A 25,794-nucleotide genomic window follows, 5' to 3' on the forward strand; every position below is an offset into this window, starting at 1 on the left:
CGACGGCCGAGTTCGGCGACGGGGAGGCGTCGCTACTCGCAGAAGATCCTGACCTTGGTCTTTTCCTGGTCGACATCGACCGTCAGCTCGTCGAGCTGCTCGACCAGCTCCTCCAGGTTCTCGGGCTTCAACTGGTTGAGGTCGAACGGCACCCCGTTCTTGGCCATGGCCGCATTGACCTTCTCCCGGGCGATCGGCGGGATGATGCTGGAGAGCCGCACACCGGCCCGCAGCAGGTTCATCGGCACGCGGATATTTACCTTGGTTGGGCCGTCGTGGCCCTCGTCGGTGTCCACCACCACCCGCAGGTATTTCACGTTGCGGCGCGCACCGGGCGCGGCGCCGGAGGCGGGCTGGGATCCGCGCTCGAGGGCGGCCATCAGACGCTCGGCCTCGTCGGGGGTGATCTTGCCTTCGCTCAGCATCTGCAGGATCGAGCGGCGGTCTTCGCTCATGGCGGCGTCTCCTAGACGATCTTGATGCGGACGAGGGCGTCCGGGGCCTGGACATCGACCTCGGTTCCGCCGAGGGACAGCAGCACGCGGCCCACGGCCAGGACGGCGTCCAGCGGACTGACTCCGCGCGGCCAGGGCACGAACACCGCCACGACCAGTAGCAGGAAGGCGAAGGGCGACAGCACCAGGAAGAGCGCCGTCAGCGGCAGCCACAGGCGGATCACCGGACGCTCGCCGGACGTGGCGTGGGAAGCTCGGAACTGTCGCCGTTGGTGGCGCGCGGTGCGCGCCGCCCGGGCCTGAAGGGTGGCCAGCGCCCGGATCGGGGTTCCGCTCACGGACGGCCCTCCAGCTCGGCGATGGCGGCCTCGGCGTCGATCTCGCCGCGGCTGAGGCGCTCCAGCACGTCGGCCCGCGACGGTCGCACGTCGATCTCCACCAGGTCCAGGACACCCGCGATGCGGTTCAGCCGCGCCTTGATGGTGGGGTAGGAGACCCCGAACACAGCCTCCATCTCCTTGATCGAGCCGTGGCTCTTGAGGAAGGCGGCGACGAAGACCTGGTCCTCGGCCGAAAGCCTGGCCAGCTGCGGCGGTTCGAAGCCGCCTTCGATGGCGACCCCGGAGTCCGTCAGCCGCACCCGCTCGACCACGAAGGCCTTGCCCTGGGTCAACTCGGTGAGCGCCTGCCAGTCGTGATGGGGTTTCTGGGTCAAGATGGCCGGTCCGAATTGAATTTCTCAATCCTAGACTCAAGATATTCAATTTCTCAAGCCCGAAATGAAGATTCTTAAGTTCGGAGCGTCAAACCTCTTGAACGAGGCCCCGGCCTGAGCATGATCGCGCCAACGAAAAATCCGGGAGGGGATGATGGATCGCCGAGTGATGGGCGCCGCCCTGGTCGTGGCCTTGGCCGCCGCCGGCATGGCCGTGGCGCAGCAGGCCGCCGCGCCTGCCCCCGCCCCCAACCTCCCCGTGGGCTATCTGACCCCGCAGACATGGCCCGACGCGGCCAGGATCCTGCCGCCGGCGCCGGCCACCGGCTCGTCGCGCGAGGCCCGCGACCAGGAGATCTTCAAGACGACCCGCGCGTCGGAAGGCTCGCCGCGCTGGGCTCTGGCCCAGAACGATGTCCCCACCCTGCCCCAGGCGATGTTGAAGAACTTCAGCTGCGCAATCGGCGCCGAGCTGACCCCGCAGAACGCCCCGAAGCTCACCGCCATGCTGGGCCGGGTCGGGCTGGACGCCGGCCGGCAGGTCGCCGCGGTGAAGGACGTCTTCAAGCGCAAGCGGCCCTATCTGATCGACGACGGCAATATCTGCGTGCCCAAGTCCGACAGCCTGGCGGCCAGCCCCGACTATCCCTCCGGCCACGCCACCTGGGGCTGGAGCATCGGCCTGATCCTGGCCGAGATCGCCCCCGACCGGGCGACCCCGATCCTGGCCCGGGGCCGGGCCTTCGGGGAGAGCCGGGTGGTCTGCGGTGTGCACACCGTGAGCGCGGTGGAGGCCGGCCGGACCAATGGCGGCGCCCTGGTCGCCACCCTGCACGGCGACCCGCAGTTCCGCGCCGACCTGGAGGCCGCCCGCACCGAGGTCGCGGCCCTGCGCAAGACAGCGGCCGCGGAGCCGGCGGCCTGCGCCGTCGAGGCCGAGCTGGTGGCGACGGGGCCTTACTGAGGCTCCCCGCTCGTCACCGAAGGTCAGATCCCCGCGTACCACTCGTAGCCGCGGTCTTCCCAGAAGCCGCCCTTGCCGCGGCCGAGATGGGCGTAGTCGGCCACCGCCTCGATACGCATGAGGTACTTGGCGTGCTTGTAGCCGAGCTGGCGCTCGACGCGCACACGGCAGGGGGCGCCGTGCTTCACCGGCAGGGCCGCGCCGTTCATCTCGTAGGCCAGGATGGTCTGGGGGTGATGGGCGTCGATCAGGTCGATGCTCTCATAGTACCTGTTGGCTCCGTCCGTGGCGTTGGGGTCCAGGGTGTCGGCGCAGTGGAAGACCAGATAGCGGGCTTCGGGCTTGAGCCCCGCGCGATCCAGCAGCGGGCCGAGCCTGGCGCCGGTCCACTTGCCGATGGACGACCAGCCCTCCACGCAGTCGTGGCGGGTGATCTGGGTGCGCGAGGGCTCTCCGCGCAGTTCGGCCAGGCTGAGCGACAGCGGCCGCTCCACCAGGCCGTCGACGATCAGGCGCCAGTCTGCGAAGCCCCCCTTCACCAGGGCGCGGTAGTCAGGGTCCGAGGGTCCGATGGAGCCGTTGGGTCGGAAGTCGGGGGATATCTCGGCGTCGGTGAATTCCTGGGCCAGGGCCGTGCGGTTGACGACCAGGCGCTGGGCCCGGCGGGTGAGGCCCTCGGCCGCGGCCAGGCCGCGCTGCACGCCGGGGCTCATGCTGAGCCGGTCGCAGGCCCCGAGCAGGAGGCCGGTCGCGCCCAGCAGCAGGCGTCGAGAGACGGTCATGGCTGGGCTCCGACCCGGATGGCGAAGCGGCCGGTGATCATCGCACGCAGGCTGTTGACGGGCCCGGAGACCAGCACCATCAGCACGTGGACCACCACGAAGGCCACGATCAGGCCGGCCGAGATGAAATGCAGGGTGCGCGCCGACTGCCGGCCGCCGAACAGCTCCGGCAGCCAGGGGAACCCCGCGTTCAGGCCGGGCGACATAGACAGCCCTGTGGCGACCATGGCCGGCAGCAGAACGAAGATCACCGCCAGATAGGTCAGCTTCTGCAGGGCGTTGTAGCGCCGCGCCTCTTCGCCCTTGGGGAAGCGCAGGCGAGCGTGGTCGGCGATCTCGCGCAGCAGATGCCGGGGCTTGAGCTGGTCGCGCTCGGGCAGCAGGTCGCGCCTGACGTGCCCATTCACGAGACTGCCCGCCAGGTAGACCAGGCCGTTCAGCGCGAAAAGCCAGGCGAAGAAGAAGTGCCAGCGCCGGCCCGAGGCCAGGTCGCGGTAGCCCGGCAGGGTCGCCCAGGACGGGAAGCCCCGCGCCTCCTGGGCCCCCGGTTCGCCCGAAAGTCCGAACAACCCTGTGGTCTGCAGGGTGAGGTCGCCGATCCTGGTGATCCCGACCCGTTCCCCGCCCAGCTCCTTGGCCTGCATCGCCGCCCAGGGCTCGGCGAACACCGCCACATCGCCCCAGTAGAGCGCCGGATGGGCGTTGAAGATCTGCAGGCCGCTGCCCAGCAGCACCAGCATGGCCAGCAGGTTGATCCAGTGGGTGACCCGCGTGACCAGGGCGTGGCGACGGACCAGCACCTCTGCTGACGGGGGATCGGACATCGGGCTTCCTCTCGGCGGTGGAGCTTGCCACGCCGCAGATACGGCCGCCATCGCTCAGCAGATGCCCTGGCGCGCGCGCCGAACCGTCCCTAAGGTCGCCGCCGCAATCGGGGGGCGATCACGTGACAAGCCAAGGCGTCGAGGTCTGGAGCGGCGGCGTCAATACGTGGGAATGCGACGAGATGGGCCACCTGAACGTCCGGTTCTGGGTGGCCAAGGCCTTGGAAGGCCTGGCCGGCCTTGCCGCGACGCTGGGCATGCCGCACGCTTTCGCCCCCCACGCCCAGGCGACGCTGGCGATCCGCGAGCTCCACATGCGCTTCCTGCGCGAGGCTCGCGCCGGGGCCTGGCTGCAGGCGACCGGCGGTGTGGTCGAGATCGGCGACAGCGACGCGCGCCTGCTGGTGATCCTGTGTCACGCCTCGGGAGAACCCGCCGCCACGTTCCAGTTCCGGGTCGACCACGCCACCGCAGCCGATCTGCGGCCCTTCCCCTGGCCCGAGCGGATACGGCAAAGGGCCGAGGCCCTCCATGTCGAGGTCCCGGCCCATGCGGCGGCGCGCAGCGTCGACCTCGACCCGGTGGAGCCGACCGCCAGCCTGGCGCGGGCCGACGAGCTTGGCCTGATGCGCATAGGCCTGGGCGTCGTCGGGCCGTCGGAGTGCGACGTGTTCGGCCGCATGAGCGCCGAGCGGTTCATCGGCCGGGTCTCGGATGGGATCACCCGGTTGTTCGGCGAGGATCGGCCGGGGCCGGATCCCGTCCCCGGTGAGCCACCGCCCAGCCTGGGCGGAGCCGTGCTGGAGTATAGGGTGCTCTATCTGGACTGGCCCAAGGCCGGGGACGGCGTCGAGTTGCGCTCGGGGATCGCCGACAGCACCCCGCGCACCCGCCGCGCGGTCCACTGGATGGTCGATCCCTTGAGCGGCCGTCCGTGGGCGAGCTCGGAGGCCATCGCCATCACCTTCGACCTCGACAAGCGAAAGATCGTCGACATCGGCGCCCAGGCGCAGGCGGCGTTCGTCGCCCGGTTGACGCCGGGTCTGGCGCTCTAGGTCGCCGCCGCCCATGCGCGATGATCTCGACCAGCTGGCGTTCCGGTCCCTCGACTCGCTGGAGGGCGCGCCGCCCTGGTCGGCGCAGCCCGAGGGCCGGCCGCCCAGCCTGCTGGCCCGGGCGCGCCGCTATACGCCGGGCCTGATCATCGCCGGGCTGGTGGCGCTGGCGGCGCAGTGGCTGTCGGAGCACTACGGGGCGCCGGTCATGCTGTTCGCCCTGCTGCTTGGCATGGCGGTGAACTTCACCGGCGACGACCCCCGCTGCCGCCCGGGCCTGGATTTCGCCGCCCGTCACGTCCTGCGGATCGGGGTCGCCCTGCTGGGCATGCGGATCACCCTGGATCAGGTTCGGACCCTGGGACTGGAAACCCTGCTGCTCACCGCCGCTGCCGTGCTCCTGACCATCCTGGTCGGCTGGAGCCTGGCGCGCGCCATGAAGCTGCGCGGCCCCCTGGGAGTGCTGATAGGCGGCGCGGTGGCGATCTGCGGCGCCTCGGCGGCCCTGGCCATCGCCGCCTGCCTGCCGCGCAGCGAGACCCATGATCGCGACGTCGTGCTCACCGTCGTCGGCGTGACCACGCTCTCGACCGTGGCCATGGTGGCCTATCCGGCGCTGGTCGCCCTGCTCGGCCTTGGCGACGTGGCCGCCGGGGTGTTCTTCGGCGCGACGATCCATGACGTCGCCCAGGTGGTGGGCGCGGGCTACAGCGTCTCGCCGCAGGCCGGCGACACCGCGACGATCGTCAAGCTGTTCCGCGTCGCCCTACTGCTGCCGGCGGTGGTGATCATCTCGCTGATCTACCGCTCGGCGCTGATCGAGGCCGGCCCCCGCGCGGCGCAACCACCGCTGGTCCCCGCTTTCCTGATCGCATTCGCCGTGCTGGTGGCGGCCAACTCGACCGGCGTGGTCCCCGCGGCGATCACCGGCCCGGTGTCGGACGCCTCGCGCTGGTGCCTGGTGGCGGCGATCTCGGCCCTGGGCGCCAAGACCGCCCTCGGCGACCTGGCCCGCGTCGGCTGGCGGCCGATCCTGGTGCTGGTCGGCGCGACGGCCTTCATCGCAGTCCTGGTGCTGGCCGGCCTGGTCGCGCTGGGACGCTAGGCTGCGGCCGCCTCGCGCAGGGCGGCCTGGACCAGGTCGGGACGCTCCATGGGCAGGAAGTGGGTGGTTCCGGGAATGGTCTCGATCCGGATGCGGCCGGCCGCCTGCAGGGCGTCCAGCCGAGGATGCTCGCGGCAGGTCGAGCCCTCCGCCGCCCTCAGGATACGGATCGGGACCTGGGCGGCCTCGAAGGCGGCGAGGGTGTCGTGGCCGTGCGAGGTGAAGTTCGACGCCTCCCAGGCCGGCGCGCAGCTCAGCTCGACCTGGCCGTCGGGCCGGTCACGGAATCCATCGGCGACGTAGTCCGCCAGCATGTCCGCTGTCCAGGACGCGAAGGCCCCCCGGCCCGTATAGGCGGCGATCACGGCGTCGCGGCTGGGAAACACCGCCCGGCGGCGCAGGGCGCCTTGGACCAGCGGCGAATTGGCGGTCGCCTCGGCCTCGCTGACCGAGGGAATCACCACCGGGTCGGCCAGGACCAGGCTCTTCACCCGCTCGGGCGCCACGGCCTGGGCCAGGATGCTGGCGGCCCCGCCCATGGAGTGGCCGGCCAGGATCACCCCGCGCAGGTCGAGAACCGCCAGCAAGGCCAGGAGGTCGTCGCGCAGGTCGTACCAGGAGCCGCGTCCAACCGATTCGGTGGGCAGGGTGGAGCGGCCGTGGCCCCTCTGGTCCACCGCAAGCACCCGCAGACTGTCGCCCAAGGGCTCCAGAATGGTGCGGTAGGTTCGCGCATTGAAGCCATTGGCGTGGGCGAAGACGATGTCGATGGGCCGATCAGGCGGCCCGAATTCGAGAGCCGCCATCGCCCCGCCGCGCCCGGGCAGGTCGATCAACCGCTCGCGCGTCGCCTCGCTCACCGTCAGATCCATGCATTTCCCTCCGCCGTCCCGCCTATATACGCCGCCGGGCCCACGGAGCCATGCCGCGACGCCGATGCGCCAAACCCAGCAATAGCCCCGGTTTTCGCTGCGGAAGTCGACCGCGGATCAAAAGTGATCACGAGGGCGTGAATTAAAGCCTTGCCCTCTGCGCGAAGCGCGGCATATTCCTGACTTGCGTACGCGACGTTCCCTATCCGGGTCGCTTCGTATGACGCTCTAAACTCCGTTTCCAGGGGACCCAGGGACCATGACCACCGAAATCCTTCGCAAGCTGCTCGTCGCCGGCGCCGCCGTCGCCGCCCTCTCCGTCGCCGCCTGCGGCAAGCCGGCTGAAAAGGCCGACGCCGCCGCCGCCGAAGCCACCGCCGAAGCCTCGACCGCCGCCGCCGCCGCCGACACGGCTGCTGACGCCGCCGCGACCGCTACGGACGCCGCCGCCGACGCCTCCAAGGCCGCCGACGCCGCCGCCGCTGCTCCGGCCGCCGACGCCGCGATGGCTCCGGCTGCTCCGGCCGAAGCTCCGGCCGCCAAGTAAGTCATTCGAACGCACTCGCGTTCGAAGAGCGGAGGGCCGCCCCTTGGGGCGGCCCTTTTCTTTTGCCCTATTGTCCGACCCATGAGCGCTGACTCCCCCCTCGTATGGACCGAAGACGGCCAGCCGCGCTCGCGCCTCTACGGCGACGTCTATTTCTCGGCGGAAGACGGCCTGGCCGAGAGCCGCGCGGTCTTCCTCCAGGGCTGCGGCCTGCCCCAGGCCTGGGCCGGGCGCAGGCGCTTCACGGTGGCGGAGCTGGGTTTCGGCACCGGGCTCAACATCCTGGCCCTGCTGGACCTGTGGCGCGCCGCCCGTCCGCCCGACGCCCACCTGCACATCTTCAGCGTCGAGGCGCACCCGATCACCGCGGACGAGGCGGCCCGCGCGCTCGCCGCCTGGCCCGAGCTGGCCGACATCGCCCAGGTTCTGACCGGCGCCTGGCCGGGCCGGGCCCGCGGTTTCCATCGGGTCGAACTGCCCCTGTCGAACGCTACTCTCGATCTCGCGGTGATGGAGGCCGAACCTGCCTTGCGGGCCTGGTCGGGTCACGCCGACGCCTGGTTCCTCGACGGTTTCTCGCCGGCCCTGAACCCGCAGATGTGGTCGCAGGACCTGCTGACCCTGGTGGCCCAGCGCTCGGCGCCTGGCGCCCGGGCGGCGACCTTCACTGTGGCCGGAGCGGTGCGTCGCGGCCTACAGGCCGCGGGCTTCGAGATCGAGAAGCACCCCGGCCACGGCCGCAAGCGCGAGCGCCTTGAGGCCCGACTGCCCGGCCAGCCGCGGCCGGAAACCGCCCCGCCCCGGGTCGCGGTCATCGGCGCGGGGATCGCCGGAGCCTCGGCCGCCAGGGCCCTGCGCATGCTGGGGTGCGAGCCGCTGTTGATCGAGGCCGGACACCCGGGGGCCGGAGCCTCGGGCAATCCCGCCGCCCTGGTCACCCCGCGGCTCGACGCGGGTCTCGGCCCGGTGGCCGAGCTGGCCGCCCAGGCCTTCGGCCACGCCGTGCGGCTCTATGAGGCCCAGCCCCATGCCGTGATCGCGCGCGGCGTCCTGCAACTGGCGGCCGGGGAGCGCGATCCCGACCGATTCGCCAGGGTCGCGGCCTCCGACCTGTTCGAATCCGGCGCCATGACGCTGCTCACCGCCGACCAGGCCTCCGAGCGCGTGGGCGAGACCGTTCCCGCCGCCCTGGATTTGTCCGCCGCACTGGTGGTGGAGCCGGCCGTAGCGCTGGCCGCCTGGTCCGGGTCGGTCCTGCAGGCGACGGTGGCGCGTGTGGCGCCGCGCGGCGGCGCCTGGGCCCTGATCGACGCTGAGGGGCGGCTGGTGGTCGAGGTCGAGGCCGTGATCCTCGCAGCAGGACAGGCCAGCGCCGAACTGCGCCCAGACCTGCCGCTGAAGCCCGTACGCGGCCAGGCGAGCTGGGCGGAGGGCGTGGACGGCGCCCCGGCGACCGCCTGGGGGGGCTACGCCCTGTCCACCCGCGACGGGTTGCTGTTCGGCGCCACACACGACCGCGACCAGACCGCGACCGATGTCCGACTCGCAGATCACGTCCGCAACCTGGAAAGCCTCGGCCAGGCCCTGCCCAGTCTGGCCGCGCGGCTGACCCAGGCGCCGCTGCAAGGCAGGGCCAGCGTCCGCGCGACCACGCCCGATCGCCTGCCGCTGGCGGGGCCCCTAGCCGGCGCGCCGGGCCTCTACGTCCTGAGCGGCTTTGGATCGCGCGGATTCTCCCTGGCCCCGCTGCTGGCCGAGCACGTTGCGGCGCTGACGCTCGGCGCGCCCTCCCCCCTGCCGGCCCCCCTGGCGGCGCTGGTCGATCCCGATCGATTCCGGGCCCGCGCCGCCCGGCGAGGCCGCATTTTCGTCGCAGGGGCGCGCAACCTTGACCGGCCGAGCTGAGGAGTTTTCGCGATGACCCGGACTGGTTTCTGGATGACCGTTACAGCCGTTCTCGCGCTCGCCGGCGCCGGATTCGTCCCGGCCTTCGCCGCGGACGCCAAGCCCTGACAAAAGAAAACGCCGCCCCTCGCGGGGCGGCGTTCCAGAAGACGCCGGTCGGCGGCTCCCAGGTTCCTAGAAGCGCTTCTTGACGGCCACCGAATAGACGCGGCCCAGCGGGTTCCCGCTGCCCGGGTCGTAGTTGTACTGGGTGCCGATCGCGAACGGCGGATCCTCGTCGAACAGGTTCGACACGGTGAGGGTCGCCGCGATGTCCCAAGGCAGCTCGGCCCGATAGATCAGGTCATGCTGCCAGTATTCGGCGATCTTGGCCGTCGACTTGACGTTGGCGGCGATCGCGATTGACGTCGCCTCGTTCTGGGTCGTCGAGGAGACGTGCCGCACCTGCCAGCGCAGGTTATGACCCGACATGTTCCAGTTCACGTAGGCGTTGGCCCGCAGACGGTTGTAGCCGGTGAACAGCGAGGCGCGGTAGGTGCCCGCTCGCTTCTGGACGCCTGCCGCGTTCGACGGGAAGCCTTCGATCTCGTATGGCGCCTCGTCATACTTCAGCAGATAGGTGCCGTCGAAGCCGGTCGTGACGTCGCCGCCGAAGACCTCGCCGACATCCAGGTTTGCCTGGAAGTCGAGGCCCGAGGTCTTCACCTTGCCGCCGTTGATGTAGCTCGTGCGGTACGACAGGATGTTGTTGCGGTTGCAGACGCCGCCGGCGAAGCCGAACCGCGCCTGGACCGCCGCATAGGCCGCGTCGCCGCAACGGCCGAGGGGCGCCGCGGCGCCGCCCGGGAACATCAGGGCGATGAGGTCGGCGGTGGCCTCCGAGGTGAGCGCGTCCTCGAAATCGAAGTTCCAGTAGTCGACGGTCGCCTTGAAGGCGCCGAAGTCCACCGCCGCGCCGATGTTGTAGGTCAGCGCGGTTTCCGGCTCGAGGTTCGGGTTGCCGTAGAGGTCGTTGGCCCGGTAGGTGCCGCTCGCATTGGTCAGGCCACGTGTGAAGTTCGTGGTCGTGATCGTGGCGGCCGGCGCCCGGTAGGTGGTGCCAACCGAACCGCGGACGGCCAGCCAGTCCATGACCTGCCAGCGGGCCGAGGCCTTCGGATTGAAGGTCTCGCCCTGGCTCTCATAGTACTCGTAGCGAGCCGCCAGGGTGACTTCGAAGTCGTCGGTCACCGGGATCAGCATTTCGCCGAACACCGAGCTGATCTTCCGGTTCACGTCGTAGGGACGCAGGTTGGCGTTGAACAGGAAGGGTCCGTTCGCCGTCGTCGGGCAGAACGGCGCGCCGTCGCCGAACGGCGGCGAGTCCACGCAGGGCGTCGCGTTCGCGTCGTAAGACACTTCCGGATCCTGAATGGTCCGATCATAGCGGAACTGGGCGCCGGCCGCCCAGGCGATGTTCCCGCCGCCCAGTTCGATGCCGGTCTCGCCGTTTACCACGAGGTCGGCGACGAACAGCTCCGAGGAGATCTCGTTGTACTGCTTCTCATCCATCCAGGCGACGACCGCAGCGCGGTTGGCGGCCGCGTCGTTGAAGCCGGGAATGGGGCTCGAAGCCAGGTAGTACGGATTGGGTCCGACCTGGGCCTGGCTCGCGTCGAAGGCGTTGGTGAAGGGGTTGAAGTAGAAACAGCCCAGAGCGGCGCTGCCGGCGCCGGCGGTGTAGTTCGCCGTCTCGGAAGGCGTGCACTGGTCGGACGCGCCATCGCGGCTGCCGAAGCCCCGCAGCGCGAGCTGCAGGCGGTTCACCGACACATCTTCCAGATTATAGTTGTAGTCCTGCTTCTGGTAGGTCAGCGCGAAGTCCCAGCCGATCCCGTTCTCGAACTTGCCCTTGAAGCCGCCCGACACCCGGAAGGTGTCGACCTTGTAGCTGTAGTGGGCATGCTCATCTTCGGTATAGGGGCTGCCGGCGAAGCCGATCGGACGCCAGGCGGTCTGGCTGGCCGCGACACCATTGGTCGCGGCGTTGGCGATCTGGCTCTGCGCAAGGGCAAGGCCGGTGGCGCAGCTGGCGGCGTCGACGCCGTAGGGCAGCGCCGCTCCCGTGCAATTGGCTCCGGAGATCTGGCTGATCAGGGCCTGCAGGCCGGGGTTGGTGTTGGGGATGTAGAAGCGCGACTGTTCAGCTGTGCCGGTCGCGGGGATCGGCGACGTTCCGCCGCCGGGCGAGGCGCCCGAGGGGTTGATGGGGGTTGGAAACTGGTTCGGCCCCGTGATCGCCCAGCTCTGCATGGGCGTTTCATGCATGGCGTAAAGGACTTCGACATTGGCCGTGATGTTGTCGGTGACGTCGAAGTTGAATTTTCCGTAGGCCTGATAGTGATGCTCGTCCTCGACCAGGTTGTCGTGAGACGTGTACTGGAAGTTGCATGAGGTCGGGCTGACGATAGCCGAGCCCAGGATGTAGGGCGCGCCGCCATTGGCCGCGCAGCCGATATCGGGCAGGGAGCCGGTGAAGCTGCCCGCGACGGCGTTGGCCGCGCTCGTGGCCGTATTGTACTGGCCGGGGTTGCCGGTGCCGGCCCAGCCGCCCAGCGGATTCTCCAGATAGCCGTTCGGACCGGTGCGGATGGCCCAATCGCGTTCGAAGATCGGCATTTCCGATCGGCGGCGATAGCCGAGGCTGATCAGGGCGTCGGCCCGGTCCCACTTCTTGCCCCAGGCGATGGAGCCTTCGTAGTCCCCGTCAGAGCCGCTGATGGCCTGGTACTGAGCCGAGAGTTCCAGCCCGTCGAGGTCGGTGCGGGTGATGAAATTGACCACCCCGCCGATGGCGTCGGACCCGTAGGTGGCCGCAGCCCCGTCCTTCAGGACCTCGACCCGGCCGATCGCGGCGTCGGGCAGCAGGTTGATGTCGACCGAGTTCAGGCCCTGGGGCGACACAGGCACCCGGCGGCCGTTGAACAGGACCAGGGTCCGCGCCCCGGTCACGGCGGAGTTGAGGCTGCGCAGGTTGATGGTGGCCGCGCCCGAGCCGGAGCCGAAGCGGTTGTTCTCGCCGATCACCGCGCCCGAGGACGGGATGGTCTTGATGAACTGGACCATGGTCGGAGAGCCGCGCTGCTCCAGTTCCTTGGCCCCGATGACATCGACCGGGAGGGCCGCATCTTCCGGCGTGCCGGCGATGAAGGACCCGGTGACAATCACCTCCTCCACCGTACTCGCATCCTGGGCTGCCGCGGCGCCGGACACACCAAGCGCCAAGGCGACGGCCAAAATTGAACCGCCGCAGAAATACCTGCTTTTCAACATCTAGGTTTCCTTTCCCCCTCGAACCCGCGCCCCGATTGAAATGTGAGCGCTTATGGATGTCCGAGTATGGGGATCATCCGTGGAGACGCAGTTACGCGCCAGGGCTTGTTTCAATCGTTTCAAACACGAAACAACCGAGTCAAACTGACGTAACGTCGATATCTCAGTGGCAGCGCCATACCCGAAAGTCGAGAAAAGATACGGCAAATATCTCATCTTGCTAATACACTGTTTATATTATCATAAATAGCTCGCAAAGTCCGGCCGAGCCCTGTCCGTATCATCCCCATTTTTCGAATTATAGTTTCCCTGCGTCGCCGGCCTGTTCTGGTGCGCGTGAGCAGGGTGTGGCGCCGAGGCCGCGCCTCGAAAAAAAGGGCGCCGCTAGGTAAACCCAGCGACGCCCATCAGGCTTGGATCCGCCCTTTCAGGCGGGCGGTATGCTTAGAATTTCTTGCGGACACCCACCTTGAAGGTCCGACCGTAGGGGTTGCCGATGAAGGGATCGTAGGTGACCTCCAGTCGGGCCGCCGAGGGATCGCGGTCGAACAGGTTGAACACCGAGGCCGTGACCGTGGTGTCCCAGGGCAGCTGCAGGCGGTAGTTCAGGTCGACGGTGTAGAAGTCCTTGACCTTCATGCCGATCGTAATGAGCTGCAGCGCACCCGTGCTGTTCTGCACCGAGATCGGCGCACGGTTGTCGACGGCTCCGTCCACATAGGTCAGGTCCGCCCGGAGGTTGTGCGCGCCCATGCCGTATTCGGCGTAGGCGTTGCCCCGGAAGCGGGAGACCGTGCCCGGGAAACGATCGTAGTTGGTGTAGCCGAGGGCCTCGTAAGCCTTGCTGACCAGGGCGCCGCCGACGCTGAATTCGGCGACGTCATACTTCAGAAGGTGGCTCACCGACACGCCCGTGGCGAAGTTACCGCCCCAGACATCGTCATTGCGGTAGTCGATGCTGACGTCGATGCCGGCGATCTTCATCTCCGGGCCGTTCACGGTGTCGGACTTCACGCGTTGGATGTCGTTGCCGATCGTCACGCCCTGAACGCAGGCGTTGTTGTTGTTGAAGGTGATCAGCGACCGCAGCGCGCTGCCGCAGTTGACGAACTGGGTCCCGTTCCCGACGCCGCCGACGGCGGTGGCCACGATCTGGGCCGGCACCGTGGTGATCTGTTCTTCGATCTTGAAGTTCCAATAGTCGACGATGACGCGGAAATCATAGGCCTCGAAGATGCCGCCGATATTGAACGTCGTCGCCTTTTCCGGGCCGATCGATGGGTTGCCGGCGAAATCCACCGACTTGAAGTTATTGCCCGCCGCCAGGATGGCCGAGAGGCCGGTCACGCTGTTGGACGAACGGTTGGCCGGGGTGGGTCCGCGGAAGGTGGTGCCGACGGAGCCGCGCAGGGCGAAGGCCGGGGTAAGCTGCCATTTGACCGCCAGCTTGGGATTGGTCGTCGAGCCCGTCTCGCCGCCGTAGTCCTCGAAGCGGATCGCGAGCTGGGCGTTGAGGCTGTCGGTGATCGGCAGGTTGGATTCGGCGAACAGGGCGTAGACGGAGTCCTCGAGCTGCTGCGGCGTGCTTTGGCCCAGGAAGATGTACGGTCCCGTGGGGAACGAGCAGACCGTCGAGCCGATCGTCGGGCACGGGGTGATGCGCGCGTCTTGCAGCGGGCTCTTCAGGCTCGACCGGAATTCGGTCCGGCGATACTGCGCGCCGGCCGCCCAACCGATCTGGCCGCCAGACAGTTCCCAGGGAAGCTCGCCGTTGACCACGGCGTCGACCACCAGAAGGCTCTGCGTCTGCTCGGTGGAGGGGAAATCCCACATCCAGCGGATCAGGTCGGGCTTGTTGGCGTTGGCCGAGACATAGCCCGGATTGGTCAGCCCCAGGACCGGGTTGCCGGGATAGGCGTTGGAGAACGGGTTGAAATACTGGCAACCGTTGGCGCCCGGCGTGGTCCCGGTGCAGCCAGGCCCGCCGAGACCGTTGAGGGCCTTTTGCAGGCGCTCGATGATGACGTCGGGGGTGCCCTGGATGTTACGGGTCTCGGAGTAGGTCACCGCGGTGTCCCAGCCGATGCCCGTGTCGCCGAACTTGCCGCTCAGGTCCGCCGACACGCGATAGACGTCGTAGTTCCGGAAGCCGACCTGGCCGCCGTTGTCGAAGATCGGGTTGCCGCCGGCGCCCATGGGACGGAACAGGGTGAGCGAGATATTGTTGGTCGCCGCGATCTGGCCGGCCGAGAGGCCGGCTTGCTGCAAGGCCGTGATCGCGCCCGGATTGGTCGTCGGGGTGGTGAACACGCCCACGCTGCCGGGACCGTTCGGGCCCTGGATCGGCGGGAAGGCCGGCGAGAAGCGCATATGGGGCAGGTCGGTCTTCGAATACATGGCCTCGACGTGGAGGCGCAGGTCATCCGTGAAGTCGACGTTCGCCTCGGCATAGAGCTGATAGCGGTTCTCGTCCTCGATCAGATTGTCGAACGGGATGTAGGTGAAGTAGCAGGCCGGGGTGGCGCCGCTGAAGCCCGCGAAACCGCCGACCGCGGTGCAGTTGGCGTCGCGCTGGACGCCGGCGGTGGGCGTCAGGCCATTGCGCGGCAGGAAGGACGGCGGTTGGCCCAGCACGGACCAGCCGGATGGGTTCGTCGTGTAGGGCTGGTAGGCCCAGTCACGATCGAGGGTCGTCAGTTGCGAGCGGTGCTGATAGCCGGCCGAGATCAGGATGTTACCGATGTCGCCCGCCCAGCCGTAGACGGCGCTGGCGCTGTAGTCGCCATCCGAGCCGTCGACGTAGCGGTAGTCCGCCGCGAGCTCGAGCCCGCTGAAGTTCTTGCGCGTGATGAAGTTGACCACGCCGGCGATGGCGTCGGATCCGTAGGTCGCCGCGGCGCCGTCCTTAAGGATTTCGACCCGGCCGACCGCGGCGGAGGGGATGAGGTTGGTATCGACGCCGCCGCTGCCCGCGCCCGCCGAGGGCACGGTGCGCCGCCCGTTGAACAGCACCAGGGTCCGCAGGCTGCCGAGGCCGCGAAGGTTGATCGTGCCGGCGCCGACCTGGCCCTGGGCCGCGGTCGAGAACTGATTGGAGTCGCCCAGGACCGGGCCTGAGACCGGCAGGGACTTGATCAGGTCGATCGTGGTGGGCGAGCCGCGCTTCTGAAGCTCATCCTGGCCGATCACATCGACCGGCAGCGCCGCGTCCTCGGGGGTGCCGGCGATATACGACCCGGTGACCACGACTTCTTCGACGGTGCTGGATTGTTCTTGGGCGGCGGCCTGGCCCGATAGGCCCATCGCCAGTGCGACAGCCAATACGGAGCCGCCGCAGAGATACCTGCTCTTCAACATCTTCTTCCTCCCCCTCGCCGGACGCCGGTTTCGATCTGACGCGATGGTCGTCCGTGGGTGGAAAGATCAAACGCCTGTTTGGCGCGGCGGCGCTAGGCCATTTCTTGCGGCGGAGAAACAATCAGTCGAACTGCGTTCAACGCGCAACACCGTTACGGGAAAGGCGTTTTTGACGGCGACGATGAAAAGGCGACGTTAGCCGCGACAATCCGCCCCCCGTTGGAATGGTGGCGGCCACGACGCCTCGACCCTGGGTTGGCCAGGGGACGTCGGACTGTCGGAAAGGGATGGTGGACGTGACAGGGATTGAACCTGTGACCCCCTCGATGTCAACGAGGTGCTCTCCCGCTGAGCTACACGTCCGACCGGCCGGCCTCCCCTTAAGGGAGTGGGAGGCGGCGGTATAACGGCGCCGGGCACGCCGTGCAAGCGCCGCTGAAGACGATCAGGCCGCCGCCATCATCCGCTCCACCTCGGAGACGATCTCGCGCAGGTGGATCGGCTTGGACAGCACCTTGGCCCCGGGCGGGGCCGCGTCGCCGGCGGCGAGCGCCACGGCGGCGAAGCCGGTGATGAACATGATGCGCAGCCCCGGATGGCGCGCGGCGGCCAGCCGGGCCACCTCGATGCCATCCATGCCGGGCATGACGATGTCGGTGAGCAGCAAGTCCCAGTCCTGGTCGAGCACGGCGGCGGCCTCGTCGCCGTCGGCGCAGGCGGTCACCTCATAGCCAGCCCGCTCCAGGGCGCGGGACAGGAACCCGCGCAGGGAGTCGTCGTCTTCGGCGAGCAGGATCCGAGGCATGTGTGCTCCGAGGGGAATGTCTGCAAAGACCGATCCTAGGCGCCCAGGTGTAAATCCGCGATGAACCGCTCGCTCGTGGCGCCCCGGCGTTTGACCGCCGCGCAGACGCACCGTCATATGATTGCGATGACCGCCTGGGAATCCATCGCCGCAAACCGCGCCGCGCCGAAGGTCCCGCCGTTCGAGGTGCGGCGCGCGGCCGCCGTGGGAGAGCCTGCGCCGACCCCCCTGGTCTTCGCCTCCCCGCATTCGGGCCGGCTCTATCCGGAAGACATGATGGCCGCCGCGGCCCTGGACGCCATCGCCATCCGCCGCTCGGAAGACGCCTATGTCGATGAACTGGTGGGCGCGGGGCCGGTGCTGGGCGCGTCAATGATCTGCGCCAACCTGGCGCGGGCCTATATCGACGTGAACCGCGAGGCCTTCGAACTCGACCAGGCCATGTTCGCCGACGAACTGCCCGACTTCGCCCGCGCCCGCACGGCCAGGGTGGCGGCGGGGCTGGGCGCGATCGCCCGCGTGGTGTCGGAGGGCCAGGAGATCTATGCCCGCAAGCTGACCTTCGCCGAGGCCCGCGCCCGCATCGAGACGGCGCACGCCCCATACCACGCCGCCTTGGCCCGCCTGATCGGCGAGGCCCACTCGGCCCACGGCTACGCGATTCTGATCGACTGGCATTCCATGCCGGCCGCCGCGGCGCGGGTCGGCGGCGCGCCGTGCGACATCGTTCTGGGAGACCGGTTCGGCGCGGCCTGCGCCGGGCTGGTCACGCAGCGGGTGGAAAAGGAGTTGGAGGGAATGGGCTACCGGGTGGCTCGCAACGCCCCCTATGCCGGCGGCTACACCACCGAGCACTATGGGCGCCCGGGCCGCCGCACCCACGCCCTGCAGATCGAGATCAATCGCGGGCTCTATCTGGACGAGGCGAACCTGGAGCCCACCGAGGGATTTACCCGCCTTCAGGCCGACCTGGAGGCCCTGACCCGGACCCTGGCCGCCGCCGACTGGTCCGGGCTCAAATAGCGTTCCGCCCTCAGGCCAAAAAAAAGCCGGACCCGAGGGCCCGGCAGTTCATTAGGGAGGAAACGCCCAGGAAGGGCAGAGGCGTCAGCGACGCCTCACAGTTCGAACATATACAGTGCGACGCACAAAACAACAACTGAAAATGTGTTTTGGCCATCACATTTCCTGATAGCCCTGAAAAAAACCGTTACAAAACAGTAAGGTTATAATTCATCTGCTGATGAAGAAATTTGTTGCGGCGCACAATAGCTGTACAATGCCGATGTGCGGCGCCGCGAGAAGGCGCTGGCTTAATGGTCCGGCCTCGCCTACAAGCGCCCGCTTCTCCAGATAGGGCCCTCCCCGGGCAATTCAATGTCGCTCCGCAACATCGCCATCATCGCTCACGTCGACCATGGGAAAACCACCCTCGTCGACCAACTGCTCGCCCAGTCGGGTGTGTTCCGCGCCAACGAGGCGACGGTCGAACGCGCCATGGACTCCAATGACCAGGAGCGCGAACGCGGGATCACCATCCTGGCCAAGTGCACCAGCGTGCTTTGGCATGGCGAGGCGGGCGACACCCGCATCAACATCATCGACACCCCCGGCCACGCCGACTTCGGCGGCGAGGTGGAGCGGATCCTCGGCATGGTGGACGGCTGCGTCCTGCTGGTGGACGCCGAAGAGGGCGTCATGCCCCAGACCAAGTTCGTGCTGGGCAAGGCGTTGAAGATGGGCCTGCGCCCCATCGTCTGCCTCAACAAGGTCGACCGGGCCCACGCCGATCCCGACCGGGTGCTGAACGACGCCTTCGACCTGTTCGCCGCCATGGGCGCCACCGACGAGCAGCTCGACTTCCCGCACATCTATGCGTCGGGAAAGAACGGCTGGGCGACGCTGGACATGGCCAAGCCGAACGACACCCTGGCGCCGCTGTTCGACATGATCGTCAGCCACGTGCCGGAGCCCAAGGCCGTCGCCCAGAAGGATGGCCCCTTCCAGATTCTCTCGGTGCTCATCGAGAACGACCCGTTCCTGGGCCGCCTGCTGACCGGGCGCATCGAGAGCGGCAAGGCCGTTCCCGGCCTGGCGATCCATGCCCTGGGCATCGACGGCAAGGAAGTGGAACGCGGCCGCATCACCAAGGTGCTGGCTTTCCGCGGCCTGAAGCGCCAGCCCATCGAGGACGCCGAGGCCGGCGATATCGTGGCCATCGCGGGCCTCAGCAAGGCCACCGTGGCCGATACGCTCTGCGCGCTCGAGGTCACGGAGGCCCTGCCCGCCCAGCCGATCGACCCGCCGACCATCTCCATGACCGTCTCGGTGAACGACAGCCCGCTGGCCGGCCGCGAAGGCGACAAGGTGCAGAGCCGGGTCATCCGCGACCGCCTGCTGAAGGAAGCCCAGTCCAACGTCGCCATCCGGGTGACCGAGACCCCCGACAAGGACGCCTATGAGGTGGCCGGCCGCGGCGAGCTGCAGCTGGGCGTGCTGATCGAAGGCATGCGCCGTGAAGGCTTCGAGCTCTCCATCAGCCGCCCGCGGGTGGTCTTCCAGACCGATCCGGAGACCGGAGCGCGCCTCGAGCCCATCGAGGACGTGATGATCGACGTCGACGACGAGTTCAGCGGCATCGTCATCGAGAAGCTGTCGGCCCGGAAGGCCGAGCTGAAGGACATGGGCCCGTCGGGCGCGGGCAAGACCCGCATCAGCCTGATGTCGCCGTCGCGCTCGCTGATCGGCTACCAGGGCGAGTTTCTCACCGACACCCGCGGCTCGGGCGTGCTGAACCGGGTGTTCAGCCACTACGAGCCCTACAAGGGCCCCATCGACGCCGGCCGCAAGGGCGTGCTTGTGTCGAATTCCGACGGTGAGACCGCGGCCTACGCGCTATGGAATCTGGAAGAGCGCGGCACGATGTTCGTGGGTGGCGGCGAGAAGACCTACCAGGGCATGATCATCGGTGAGAACAGCCGGGCCGACGATCTTGACGTCAATCCGATGAAGGCCAAGCAGCTCACCAACGTCCGCGCCTCCGGCAAGGACGAGGCGGTGCGTCTGACCCCGCCGCGCCGGCTGACCCTCGAACAGGCCATCGCCTATATCGAGGAAGACGAACTGGTCGAGGTGACGCCGAAGTCGATCCGCCTGCGCAAGCAGGTGCTGAACCCCTCGTTCCGCAAGCGTCGCGTCAAGGAAGAGTAGGGCGTGGCGCGGGATCCGGCCGAAGTCTCGGGTTCCAATCGTCAAGCTGCGCGCGAGCGGGCGTTCCGTCTGCTCGCCGGCACTGTCGCCGCCCTGTTCCTGACCTTCGCCAGCGTCGGCGGCGTTTTCTTCTGGTATGATCACGCCGCTCGGAAGGTGGCCCATACCCACGAAGTGCGCAACGGCATCGCCGATGTGCTCCAGGCCCTCACAGATTCGGAATCCGCGCAGCGCGGCTACGTCCTGACCGGCGAGCAGCGATTCATCGAGCAGATCGAGGACGGGCGCGAGCGCGCCGAGGCCGAGGTGAACGCGGTCGATATCCTGACCGCCGACAATCCCCAGCAGCAGGCGCGAATCGTCACCTTGCGCGCCCTGATGGCGAAGCGGCTGGACGTGGTCGACCAGGTCGTGGCTGAGCGCCGGAAGGGCGACGCCCCGGCGGCGCTCAGCATCATTCTCCGAGGCGAGGGCATCGCGGCCATGGAGGGCGTTCGCCGCATCGTCACCCAACTGGAGACCGAGGAGGCGCGCCTGCTTGACCAGCGCGCGCGCCAGACAGTGCTCATCCGCGCCGGACTGATCATTCTCTTGGTGGGCTTCGCCCTGGTCCTAACCTTCCTGTTCGTGAAGGCCCAGCGCGAGCTCAGCCTGGACCGAGAGGTCGAGGCCGACACCGCCGAGCGGCTGCGCGCCCTGCTCGCTGATCGCTCGCTGCTGCTCGACGAGGTCAACCACCGGGTCAAGAACTCGCTGCAGCAGATCGCCAGCGTGGTGCGTCTGCAATCCCGCTCTGTCCCCGACGGTCCGGCCCGCGAGGCCCTGGACAAGACCCTGGACAGGATCATGGCCGTGGGTCGGGTCCATGAGCAGCTCTACAAGTCGGGCGGCCAGGTCGGCGCCTTCGACGCCGGCCACTACGCAAAGGCCCTGGCCCACGACCTGGTGGACTCCCTGGGCCGCGAAGACGTGCAGCTGACCACCTCGGTCGAGGCCCATGTCCTGGACCTTAAACAGGCTGTGCCGCTGGCCCTTATCCTTAACGAGCTGGTCACCAACGCCTTGAAATACGGGTGCCCAGCAGATAGGCCTTGTCGCATTCACGTTGGCTTCGGAACCGATGGCCAGGACTATCGCTTAAGCGTGTCCGACGACGGTGTGGGTCTGCCCAAGGGCTTTACGTCGCGATCCAAGAAAAGCTTGGGAATGAGGGCCATCGAGGCTCTTGCTAGGCAACTGGGTGGACGCCTTGTAGTCGAACAACCGGAAGCCGGCGCAGCCTTCGCCGTCGTCTTCCCGAGGAGCCAGTAATGACCATGCGTATCATGGTGGTTGAGGACGACGCCCTCATCGCGCTCGATATCGTCAGCCTGCTCGAAGACATGGGCCACCTCGTGGTGGCCGAGGCCGCCGACGCCTGCACCGCCTATGAATTGGCGGAGGGCGATCGCCCAGACGTCGCCCTGGTCGACATCCGCCTCGCCAGGAACACCGACGGCGGCAAGCTGGCTCAGAAGCTCTACGATCTGCTGGGGGTGCGCTCGCTGTTCGTCTCCGGCTCGATCACCGAGGACTTCCGCACCCAGATGGCCGGGATCAACCCGGTCGGCTTCCTGGGCAAGCCGGTCACCCGCCGCACCCTGGGCGACGCCTTGCGCGGGGTCACGCAGCACTAGGGCGAACCCCTATGCCAGCACCAGCTCCATGAAGACGTCCGCCCGCGCATAGGGCGTGTCGGTCGGCGGCAGGTCGACGAAGCCCATGGACCGGTAGAGGCCGAGCGCCGGACCCAGGCTGGAATTGGTCTCCAGATAGAGCCTCGGCGCGGCGCGCTCGCGGGCCTTGTCGATACAGGCCTGCATCAGGATCTTGCCCAGGCCCGTGCCGCGGGCGGACTCGGTCACCGTCATCTTGGCCACCTCGAACCCGCCGTCGGACATGGCGATCAGGCCGACGCAGCCGATGATCTCGCCGTCCCGTTCGGCCATGAAGACGTGACCGCCCTTGGCGATGATCTTGCCGGTCGGATCATCCAGGACCTCCCGGTCCTTCGGTTCAATCACGAAGTACTTGCCGATCCACGCCTCGTTCAGCCTGCGCCAGGCCTCGGCGTGCCGGGGTTCGAAATCGACGATCTCCATGTCTGGGATATTGGCGCGGAAGTTATGGCCCGGCAAAGTCCGGTCGGACTTCGCTCGGGCAATTTTTAGTTGGACCATTTTCTTTCGCCGAACCGGCATCCACTTCGGCGGAAAATGGTCTACGCAACGGTCATGGCGAATCCGGTCTTCGCAAACCTGCCAACGACCATCTTCGAGGAGATGTCCGGGCTCGCGCGCCAGCACGGCGCGGTCAATCTCGGCCAGGGCTTTCCCGACGATCCCGGTCCGGAGGCGATCCGCGCCAAGGCCGCCGAGGCGGTCCTACACGGCTACAACCAGTATCCGCCCATGGCCGGCCTGCCCGAATTGCGCGAGGCCGTCGCCCGCCACTACGCCCGCACCCAGGGCCTGGACTTCGATTGGGCGCGCGAGGTCACCATCACGTCCGGGGCCACGGAAGCCCTGGCGGCGACCTTCCTGTCGCTCATCGAACCCGGCGACGAGGTGGTGACCTTCCAGCCGCTCTATGACGCCTATCTGCCGCTGATCCGGCGGGCCGGCGGCGTGCCGAAGCTGGTGACGCTGAGCCCCCCGCACTGGCGCTTCGATCGCGCCATGCTGGAGGCCGCTTTCAGCGAGAAGACCCGGTTCGTGGTGCTGAACAACCCGATCAATCCGGCCGGCCTGGTCCTGCCGGAGGAGGACCTGGCCCTGCTGGCGGAGTTCTGCGTCGCCCACGACGTGACCGCCATCTGCGACGAGGTCTGGGAGCAGGTGGTGTTCGCGCCGGCCAGGCACCGCCCGCTGATCGCCTTCCCGGGCATGCGCGAGCGCTGCGTGAAGATCGGCTCGGCCGGCAAGATGTTCGGCCTCACCGGCTGGAAGGTGGGCTTCCTGTGCGCCGCCCCGGCGCTCACCCACGCCCTGGCCCGCGCCCACCAGTTCCTCACCTTCACCACCCCGCCCAACCTGCAGGCCGCCGTGGCCTGGGGCCTGGACAACAGCGCCGACTGGTTCGCCAGGATGCCGCTGGACCTGGCGCGATCCCGCGACCGGCTGGCGGAGGGCCTGGCGCGGGAGGGTTTCGTCAGCCTGGCGACCCAGGGGACCTATTTCCTCAATGTCGATTTGCCGGCCTCGGGGGTCTCCGAGCCCGACCGCGCCTTCTGCCTTCGGGCGGTGAAGGAGGCGGGCGTGGCGGCCATTCCGGTCTCGGCGCTTTATGAGCAGGACCCGGTGACCACCATCCTGCGCCTGTGTCTGGCCAAGGCCGACGCGACCCTCGACGCCGGGATCGAGCGCCTCGCCCGGGCGCGGGACCTGGCGCGCGCAGAGGGTTAAAATCTATCTCGCAGGTTGTCTGCGTTTCACGCGCTCTCCGACCGGGCCTATGCTGTGGACAGGATCTGTGTGGGTGTTGAAGGACGACCGATGAAGCTCCGTCAGAAACATGCGGTGCTGGCCGCCGTGACCGTGGCGACGATGTTCGCCGGCAGCGTGGCCCAGGCGCAGAGCTATGAGCGTTACGCCCAGGCGCCGGCGCCCGCCTATGACAGCGCCCGCTACGGGTCGGCCGATCCCTGCCGGCGCACCGCCGGCAACCGCGCCCTGGGCTGGGGCCTGTTCGGTCTGGTGGCGGGCGGCTTCGCGGGCGGCGCGGTGGCCGCGGCCGGCGTCGTGGCCGAGGGCGCTGCGCTCGGAGCCCTGGCGGGGACGATCATCGGCGCCAAGGCCGGCCACGCCTCGGCGGCCTGCGAAACCGCCGCCTATTGGAACCATCCCGCCTATCAGAGCTACCAGGACGAAGCGCCAGCGGCGGCTTATGATGATCGCCAGTACGGCTCCGGCTACGGCTACGGCGATGATCGGGGCTATGACGCGGGCTATGACGACAGCCAGGGCTATCGCCGCGACTATGAGCGCGCGCCGGCCACCTATTACGAGCGCCGGGTGACCCCGAACTCGAACTACGAGTACCGCTCCAGCTACTCGTCCTCCACCACCTACGGCGGCGCGCGTTACAACGCCTATAGCGACCGTTCGCGCTGCTGCCAGGAGCCGAGCCGGGAGCATCATGACTCCTATCGGTCCTATGACGACCGTGATCGCTATGACGCTCCGCCGCGCGACTATGACGACCGCGGGGCCGCGCCGCCGCGCGATCCGTACGACCGCTACTAGGGCCGATAGCGGCCGGGCGTGGTTCCGAACGCCCGCTTGAAGGCGGCGATGAAGGCCGAGACGCTGTCATAGCCGCAGTCCAGCGCCGCCTGGGTCACCGGGACTCCGGCGCTCAGCGACACCACCGCCTGCTGCATGCGCACGCGGCCGCGCCAGGCCTCGGGCGAGAGGCCGGTCTGGGTCAGGAACAGCCGCTGCAGGGTCCGCACGCTGGCCCCGGCGCCGCGGGCCAGCTCGGCGAGCGGCGTCGTCGCCTCCGGCGCGGCCAGCAGGTGCTCGGCGAGGGTCCGGGCGCGGGGATCGCTGGGCAGGGGCAGGACCAGGGGCGCGGTCTCGCCCGCCGCCATCAGGTCCAGCAGCAGCCCCTCCAGTCGGTCGTGGGCCGGATCTCCGACCCGCAGCATGCCGATCCGGACGATGTGCAGGATCAGTTCGCGCAGCAGGGGCGCGACCTCCAGGGCGCGGCAGGCCGTCAGCCGCGCGTCGGCGGCGGCCGGGGCCAGGTAGAGGGTCTGCATGGCCACGGTTCCGCGCATCCTGATCTCGTGCGGCGTCCCGCCCGGCACCCAGATCGCGCGGGTTGGCGGCACCAACCAGGCGGCCTGCGGCGTGGCCACCGACATCACCCCGCTGGCGGCGTAGATCAGCTGACCCCAGGGGTGGGTATGGCGATCCAGCCGGTGGCCGTCGCGATAGGTCACGGCGAGACCGCGAACCGGAAAGCCGTCGGGATCGCGGGCATTTTGGCGCATGGACGACATTTGTCGTCAGACTATCGCAAGCACGCCGCGCCCGGAACCGCCTAGCCTAGCGACCTGGACCGAGGAGCAGGCCATGACCGCCACCCTGCGTCATTTCGCGATCAACGCTGACGACGTGCCCCGCGCCAGGGTCTTCTACGAGGACGCCTTCGGCTGGACCTTCACCCCCTGGGGACCGCCCGGCTTCTACCAGACCCGCAGCGCCGGAGCTGGCTTCATGGGCGCCTTGCAGGGCCGCCGCGATATCGCCGGCCAGGTCATGCCGAGCGTCGAGATCACCTTCGGCGTCGAGGATGTCGAGGCGACGGCGGCGGCGATCGAGACGGCCGGCGGCAAGGTGATCATGCCGCCTTTCCACATCGAGACGGTGGGCCACCTGGCATTCTTCCGGGACACCGAGGGCAATATCGCCGGCGTCATGCAGTACGAGCGCGGCGCCACCCCGGAGGGCGCGGCCGCCGCGCCGGGCACGGCCCAGCTACGCCACGTCTCCATCAACGCCGACGACGTCGGACGCGCGCGAACCTTCTACGAGCGGGTCTTCGGCTGGACCTTCACGCCCTGGGGCCCCCCGGACTTCTTCCAGCTCCATGGCGCAGGCGTCGGCGGCGCGCTCCAGGCCCGCCACCAGGTCGAGGGCCGCGCCCTGCCCGGCCTGGCCGTCAGCTTCGGTGTCCCGGATATCGAGGCCGCCGTGGCCGGCATTCCCGCGGCCGGCGGCGCGGTGCTCTCCGCGCCCTTCCACATCCAGGGCGTCGGCCGTCACATCTTCTTTCAGGACAGCGAGGCCAACCTCTTCGCCGCCATGCAGTACGAACGGAGCGGACAATGAGCGTGGTCGC

At 68.5% G+C, this 25,794-nt stretch carries 23 protein-coding genes and 1 tRNA gene; 12 read left to right on the forward strand and 12 right to left on the reverse strand.

The features are described from left to right. Positions 1-32 precede the first annotated feature (32 nt). From M9M90_RS19215 to M9M90_RS19225, 3 genes are read right to left on the reverse strand one after another with little or no spacing between them, the layout of a single operon-like run. Positions 33-455 (reverse strand): hypothetical protein, encoded by a 423-nt coding sequence (locus M9M90_RS19215; protein WP_254834840.1) that lies wholly within the window; start codon positions 453-455, stop codon positions 33-35. Between the two features lie 11 nt (positions 456-466). After that, positions 467-793, reverse strand: coding sequence for a hypothetical protein (locus M9M90_RS19220; RefSeq protein WP_254834841.1), 327 nt, complete (start codon positions 791-793; stop codon positions 467-469). Further along, positions 790-1,170 (reverse strand): DUF2089 domain-containing protein, encoded by a 381-nt coding sequence (locus M9M90_RS19225; RefSeq protein WP_254834842.1) that lies wholly within the window; start codon positions 1,168-1,170, stop codon positions 790-792. Before M9M90_RS19225 ends, M9M90_RS19220 begins: the two co-directional genes overlap by 4 nt. Before the next feature lie 151 nt (positions 1,171-1,321). Between M9M90_RS19225 and M9M90_RS19230 the strand changes: the two genes are divergently transcribed. Next, positions 1,322-2,134 carry a phosphatase PAP2 family protein gene (locus tag M9M90_RS19230; protein ID WP_254834843.1) on the forward strand — a complete coding sequence of 271 codons (813 nt, stop codon included), beginning with the start codon at positions 1,322-1,324 and terminating at the stop codon, positions 2,132-2,134. A gap of 23 nt (positions 2,135-2,157) precedes the next feature. On the opposite strand, the gene M9M90_RS19235 is transcribed toward M9M90_RS19230, so the two are convergent. Both M9M90_RS19235 and M9M90_RS19240 read right to left on the reverse strand, forming a co-directional pair. Beyond that, positions 2,158-2,916, reverse strand: coding sequence for a molybdopterin-binding protein (locus M9M90_RS19235; protein WP_254834844.1), 759 nt, complete (start codon positions 2,914-2,916; stop codon positions 2,158-2,160). Continuing rightward, the gene (locus M9M90_RS19240) at positions 2,913-3,740 is read right to left on the reverse strand and encodes a cytochrome b/b6 domain-containing protein (protein ID WP_254834845.1); all 828 of its coding nucleotides are present in this window, start codon (positions 3,738-3,740) and stop codon (positions 2,913-2,915) included. Before M9M90_RS19240 ends, M9M90_RS19235 begins: the two co-directional genes overlap by 4 nt. Before the next feature lie 122 nt (positions 3,741-3,862). On the opposite strand from M9M90_RS19240, the gene M9M90_RS19245 reads away from it, so the two are divergent. Together M9M90_RS19245 and M9M90_RS19250 are read left to right on the forward strand one after the other, a co-directional pair. Continuing rightward, complete coding sequence (locus M9M90_RS19245) at positions 3,863-4,795, forward strand: thioesterase family protein (protein WP_371876878.1); 933 nt, start codon at positions 3,863-3,865, stop codon at positions 4,793-4,795. A 13-nt stretch (positions 4,796-4,808) separates the two neighbouring features. Next, positions 4,809-5,900: a YeiH family protein gene (locus M9M90_RS19250; protein WP_254834846.1), complete on the forward strand. Its 1,092-nt coding sequence runs from the start codon at positions 4,809-4,811 to the stop codon at positions 5,898-5,900. On the opposite strand, the gene M9M90_RS19255 is transcribed toward M9M90_RS19250, so the two are convergent. After that, positions 5,897-6,772 carry an alpha/beta fold hydrolase gene (locus tag M9M90_RS19255; RefSeq protein WP_254834847.1) on the reverse strand — a complete coding sequence of 292 codons (876 nt, stop codon included), beginning with the start codon at positions 6,770-6,772 and terminating at the stop codon, positions 5,897-5,899. The genes M9M90_RS19250 and M9M90_RS19255 overlap by 4 nt on opposite strands. A 259-nt stretch (positions 6,773-7,031) precedes the next feature. Here M9M90_RS19255 and M9M90_RS19260 point away from each other — a divergent pair, with 259 nt between their 5' ends. Together M9M90_RS19260 and mnmD are read left to right on the forward strand one after the other, a co-directional pair. After that, on the forward strand, positions 7,032-7,319 hold the full coding sequence (locus M9M90_RS19260; protein WP_254834848.1) for a hypothetical protein: 288 nt from the start codon (positions 7,032-7,034) through the stop codon (positions 7,317-7,319). Positions 7,320-7,400: 81 nt separating this feature from the next. After that, positions 7,401-9,224 (forward strand): tRNA (5-methylaminomethyl-2-thiouridine)(34)-methyltransferase MnmD, encoded by a 1,824-nt coding sequence (gene mnmD, locus M9M90_RS19265; RefSeq protein WP_254834849.1) that lies wholly within the window; start codon positions 7,401-7,403, stop codon positions 9,222-9,224. A 174-nt stretch (positions 9,225-9,398) separates the two neighbouring features. Here the strand turns inward: mnmD and M9M90_RS19270 are convergent, their stop codons facing one another. The 4 genes from M9M90_RS19270 to cpdR all read right to left on the reverse strand — a co-directional run bounded on the left by M9M90_RS19270 (position 9,399) and on the right by cpdR (position 16,698). After that, on the reverse strand, positions 9,399-12,536 hold the full coding sequence (locus tag M9M90_RS19270; protein ID WP_254834850.1) for a TonB-dependent receptor domain-containing protein: 3,138 nt from the start codon (positions 12,534-12,536) through the stop codon (positions 9,399-9,401). Between the two features lie 444 nt (positions 12,537-12,980). After that, positions 12,981-15,893 (reverse strand): TonB-dependent receptor domain-containing protein, encoded by a 2,913-nt coding sequence (locus tag M9M90_RS19275; RefSeq protein ID WP_254834851.1) that lies wholly within the window; start codon positions 15,891-15,893, stop codon positions 12,981-12,983. Between the two features lie 288 nt (positions 15,894-16,181). Then, positions 16,182-16,256: transfer RNA gene (locus tag M9M90_RS19280), tRNA-Val, on the reverse strand. Positions 16,257-16,338: 82 nt separating this feature from the next. After that, complete coding sequence (gene cpdR, locus M9M90_RS19285) at positions 16,339-16,698, reverse strand: cell cycle two-component system response regulator CpdR (RefSeq protein WP_254834852.1); 360 nt, start codon at positions 16,696-16,698, stop codon at positions 16,339-16,341. 126 nt (positions 16,699-16,824) lie between these two features. Here cpdR and M9M90_RS19290 point away from each other — a divergent pair, with 126 nt between their 5' ends. The 4 genes from M9M90_RS19290 to M9M90_RS19305 all read left to right on the forward strand — a co-directional run bounded on the left by M9M90_RS19290 (position 16,825) and on the right by M9M90_RS19305 (position 21,584). Beyond that, the gene (locus tag M9M90_RS19290; RefSeq protein WP_254834853.1) at positions 16,825-17,721 is read left to right on the forward strand and encodes an N-formylglutamate amidohydrolase; all 897 of its coding nucleotides are present in this window, start codon (positions 16,825-16,827) and stop codon (positions 17,719-17,721) included. A 354-nt stretch (positions 17,722-18,075) separates the two neighbouring features. Continuing rightward, positions 18,076-19,908, forward strand: coding sequence for a translational GTPase TypA (gene typA, locus M9M90_RS19295; RefSeq protein ID WP_254834854.1), 1,833 nt, complete (start codon positions 18,076-18,078; stop codon positions 19,906-19,908). 3 nt (positions 19,909-19,911) lie between these two features. Further along, positions 19,912-21,219: a sensor histidine kinase gene (locus M9M90_RS19300; RefSeq protein ID WP_254834855.1), complete on the forward strand. Its 1,308-nt coding sequence runs from the start codon at positions 19,912-19,914 to the stop codon at positions 21,217-21,219. Continuing rightward, positions 21,219-21,584 carry a response regulator gene (locus M9M90_RS19305; RefSeq protein ID WP_254834856.1) on the forward strand — a complete coding sequence of 122 codons (366 nt, stop codon included), beginning with the start codon at positions 21,219-21,221 and terminating at the stop codon, positions 21,582-21,584. Before M9M90_RS19300 ends, M9M90_RS19305 begins: the two co-directional genes overlap by 1 nt. A 9-nt stretch (positions 21,585-21,593) precedes the next feature. Here the strand turns inward: M9M90_RS19305 and M9M90_RS19310 are convergent, their stop codons facing one another. After that, a complete protein-coding gene (locus tag M9M90_RS19310; protein ID WP_254834857.1) occupies positions 21,594-22,127 on the reverse strand; it encodes a GNAT family N-acetyltransferase in 534 nt (177 codons plus the stop codon). A 54-nt stretch (positions 22,128-22,181) separates the two neighbouring features. Here M9M90_RS19310 and M9M90_RS19315 point away from each other — a divergent pair, with 54 nt between their 5' ends. Both M9M90_RS19315 and M9M90_RS19320 read left to right on the forward strand, forming a co-directional pair. Beyond that, a complete protein-coding gene (locus M9M90_RS19315) occupies positions 22,182-23,351 on the forward strand; it encodes an aminotransferase (RefSeq protein WP_254834858.1) in 1,170 nt (389 codons plus the stop codon). Between the two features lie 90 nt (positions 23,352-23,441). Next, complete coding sequence (locus M9M90_RS19320; protein WP_254834859.1) at positions 23,442-24,191, forward strand: hypothetical protein; 750 nt, start codon at positions 23,442-23,444, stop codon at positions 24,189-24,191. Here the strand turns inward: M9M90_RS19320 and M9M90_RS19325 are convergent. Beyond that, positions 24,188-24,943 (reverse strand): helix-turn-helix transcriptional regulator, encoded by a 756-nt coding sequence (locus M9M90_RS19325; RefSeq protein WP_254834860.1) that lies wholly within the window; start codon positions 24,941-24,943, stop codon positions 24,188-24,190. The two genes, M9M90_RS19320 and M9M90_RS19325, sit on opposite strands and share 4 nt — an antisense overlap. A gap of 82 nt (positions 24,944-25,025) precedes the next feature. Here M9M90_RS19325 and M9M90_RS19330 point away from each other — a divergent pair, with 82 nt between their 5' ends. Beyond that, positions 25,026-25,784: a VOC family protein gene (locus M9M90_RS19330; protein WP_254834861.1), complete on the forward strand. Its 759-nt coding sequence runs from the start codon at positions 25,026-25,028 to the stop codon at positions 25,782-25,784. Positions 25,785-25,794 lie beyond the last annotated feature (10 nt).

This window comes from Phenylobacterium sp. LH3H17 (assembly GCF_024298925.1).
In the GTDB taxonomy this organism is placed as follows: domain Bacteria; phylum Pseudomonadota; class Alphaproteobacteria; order Caulobacterales; family Caulobacteraceae; genus Phenylobacterium.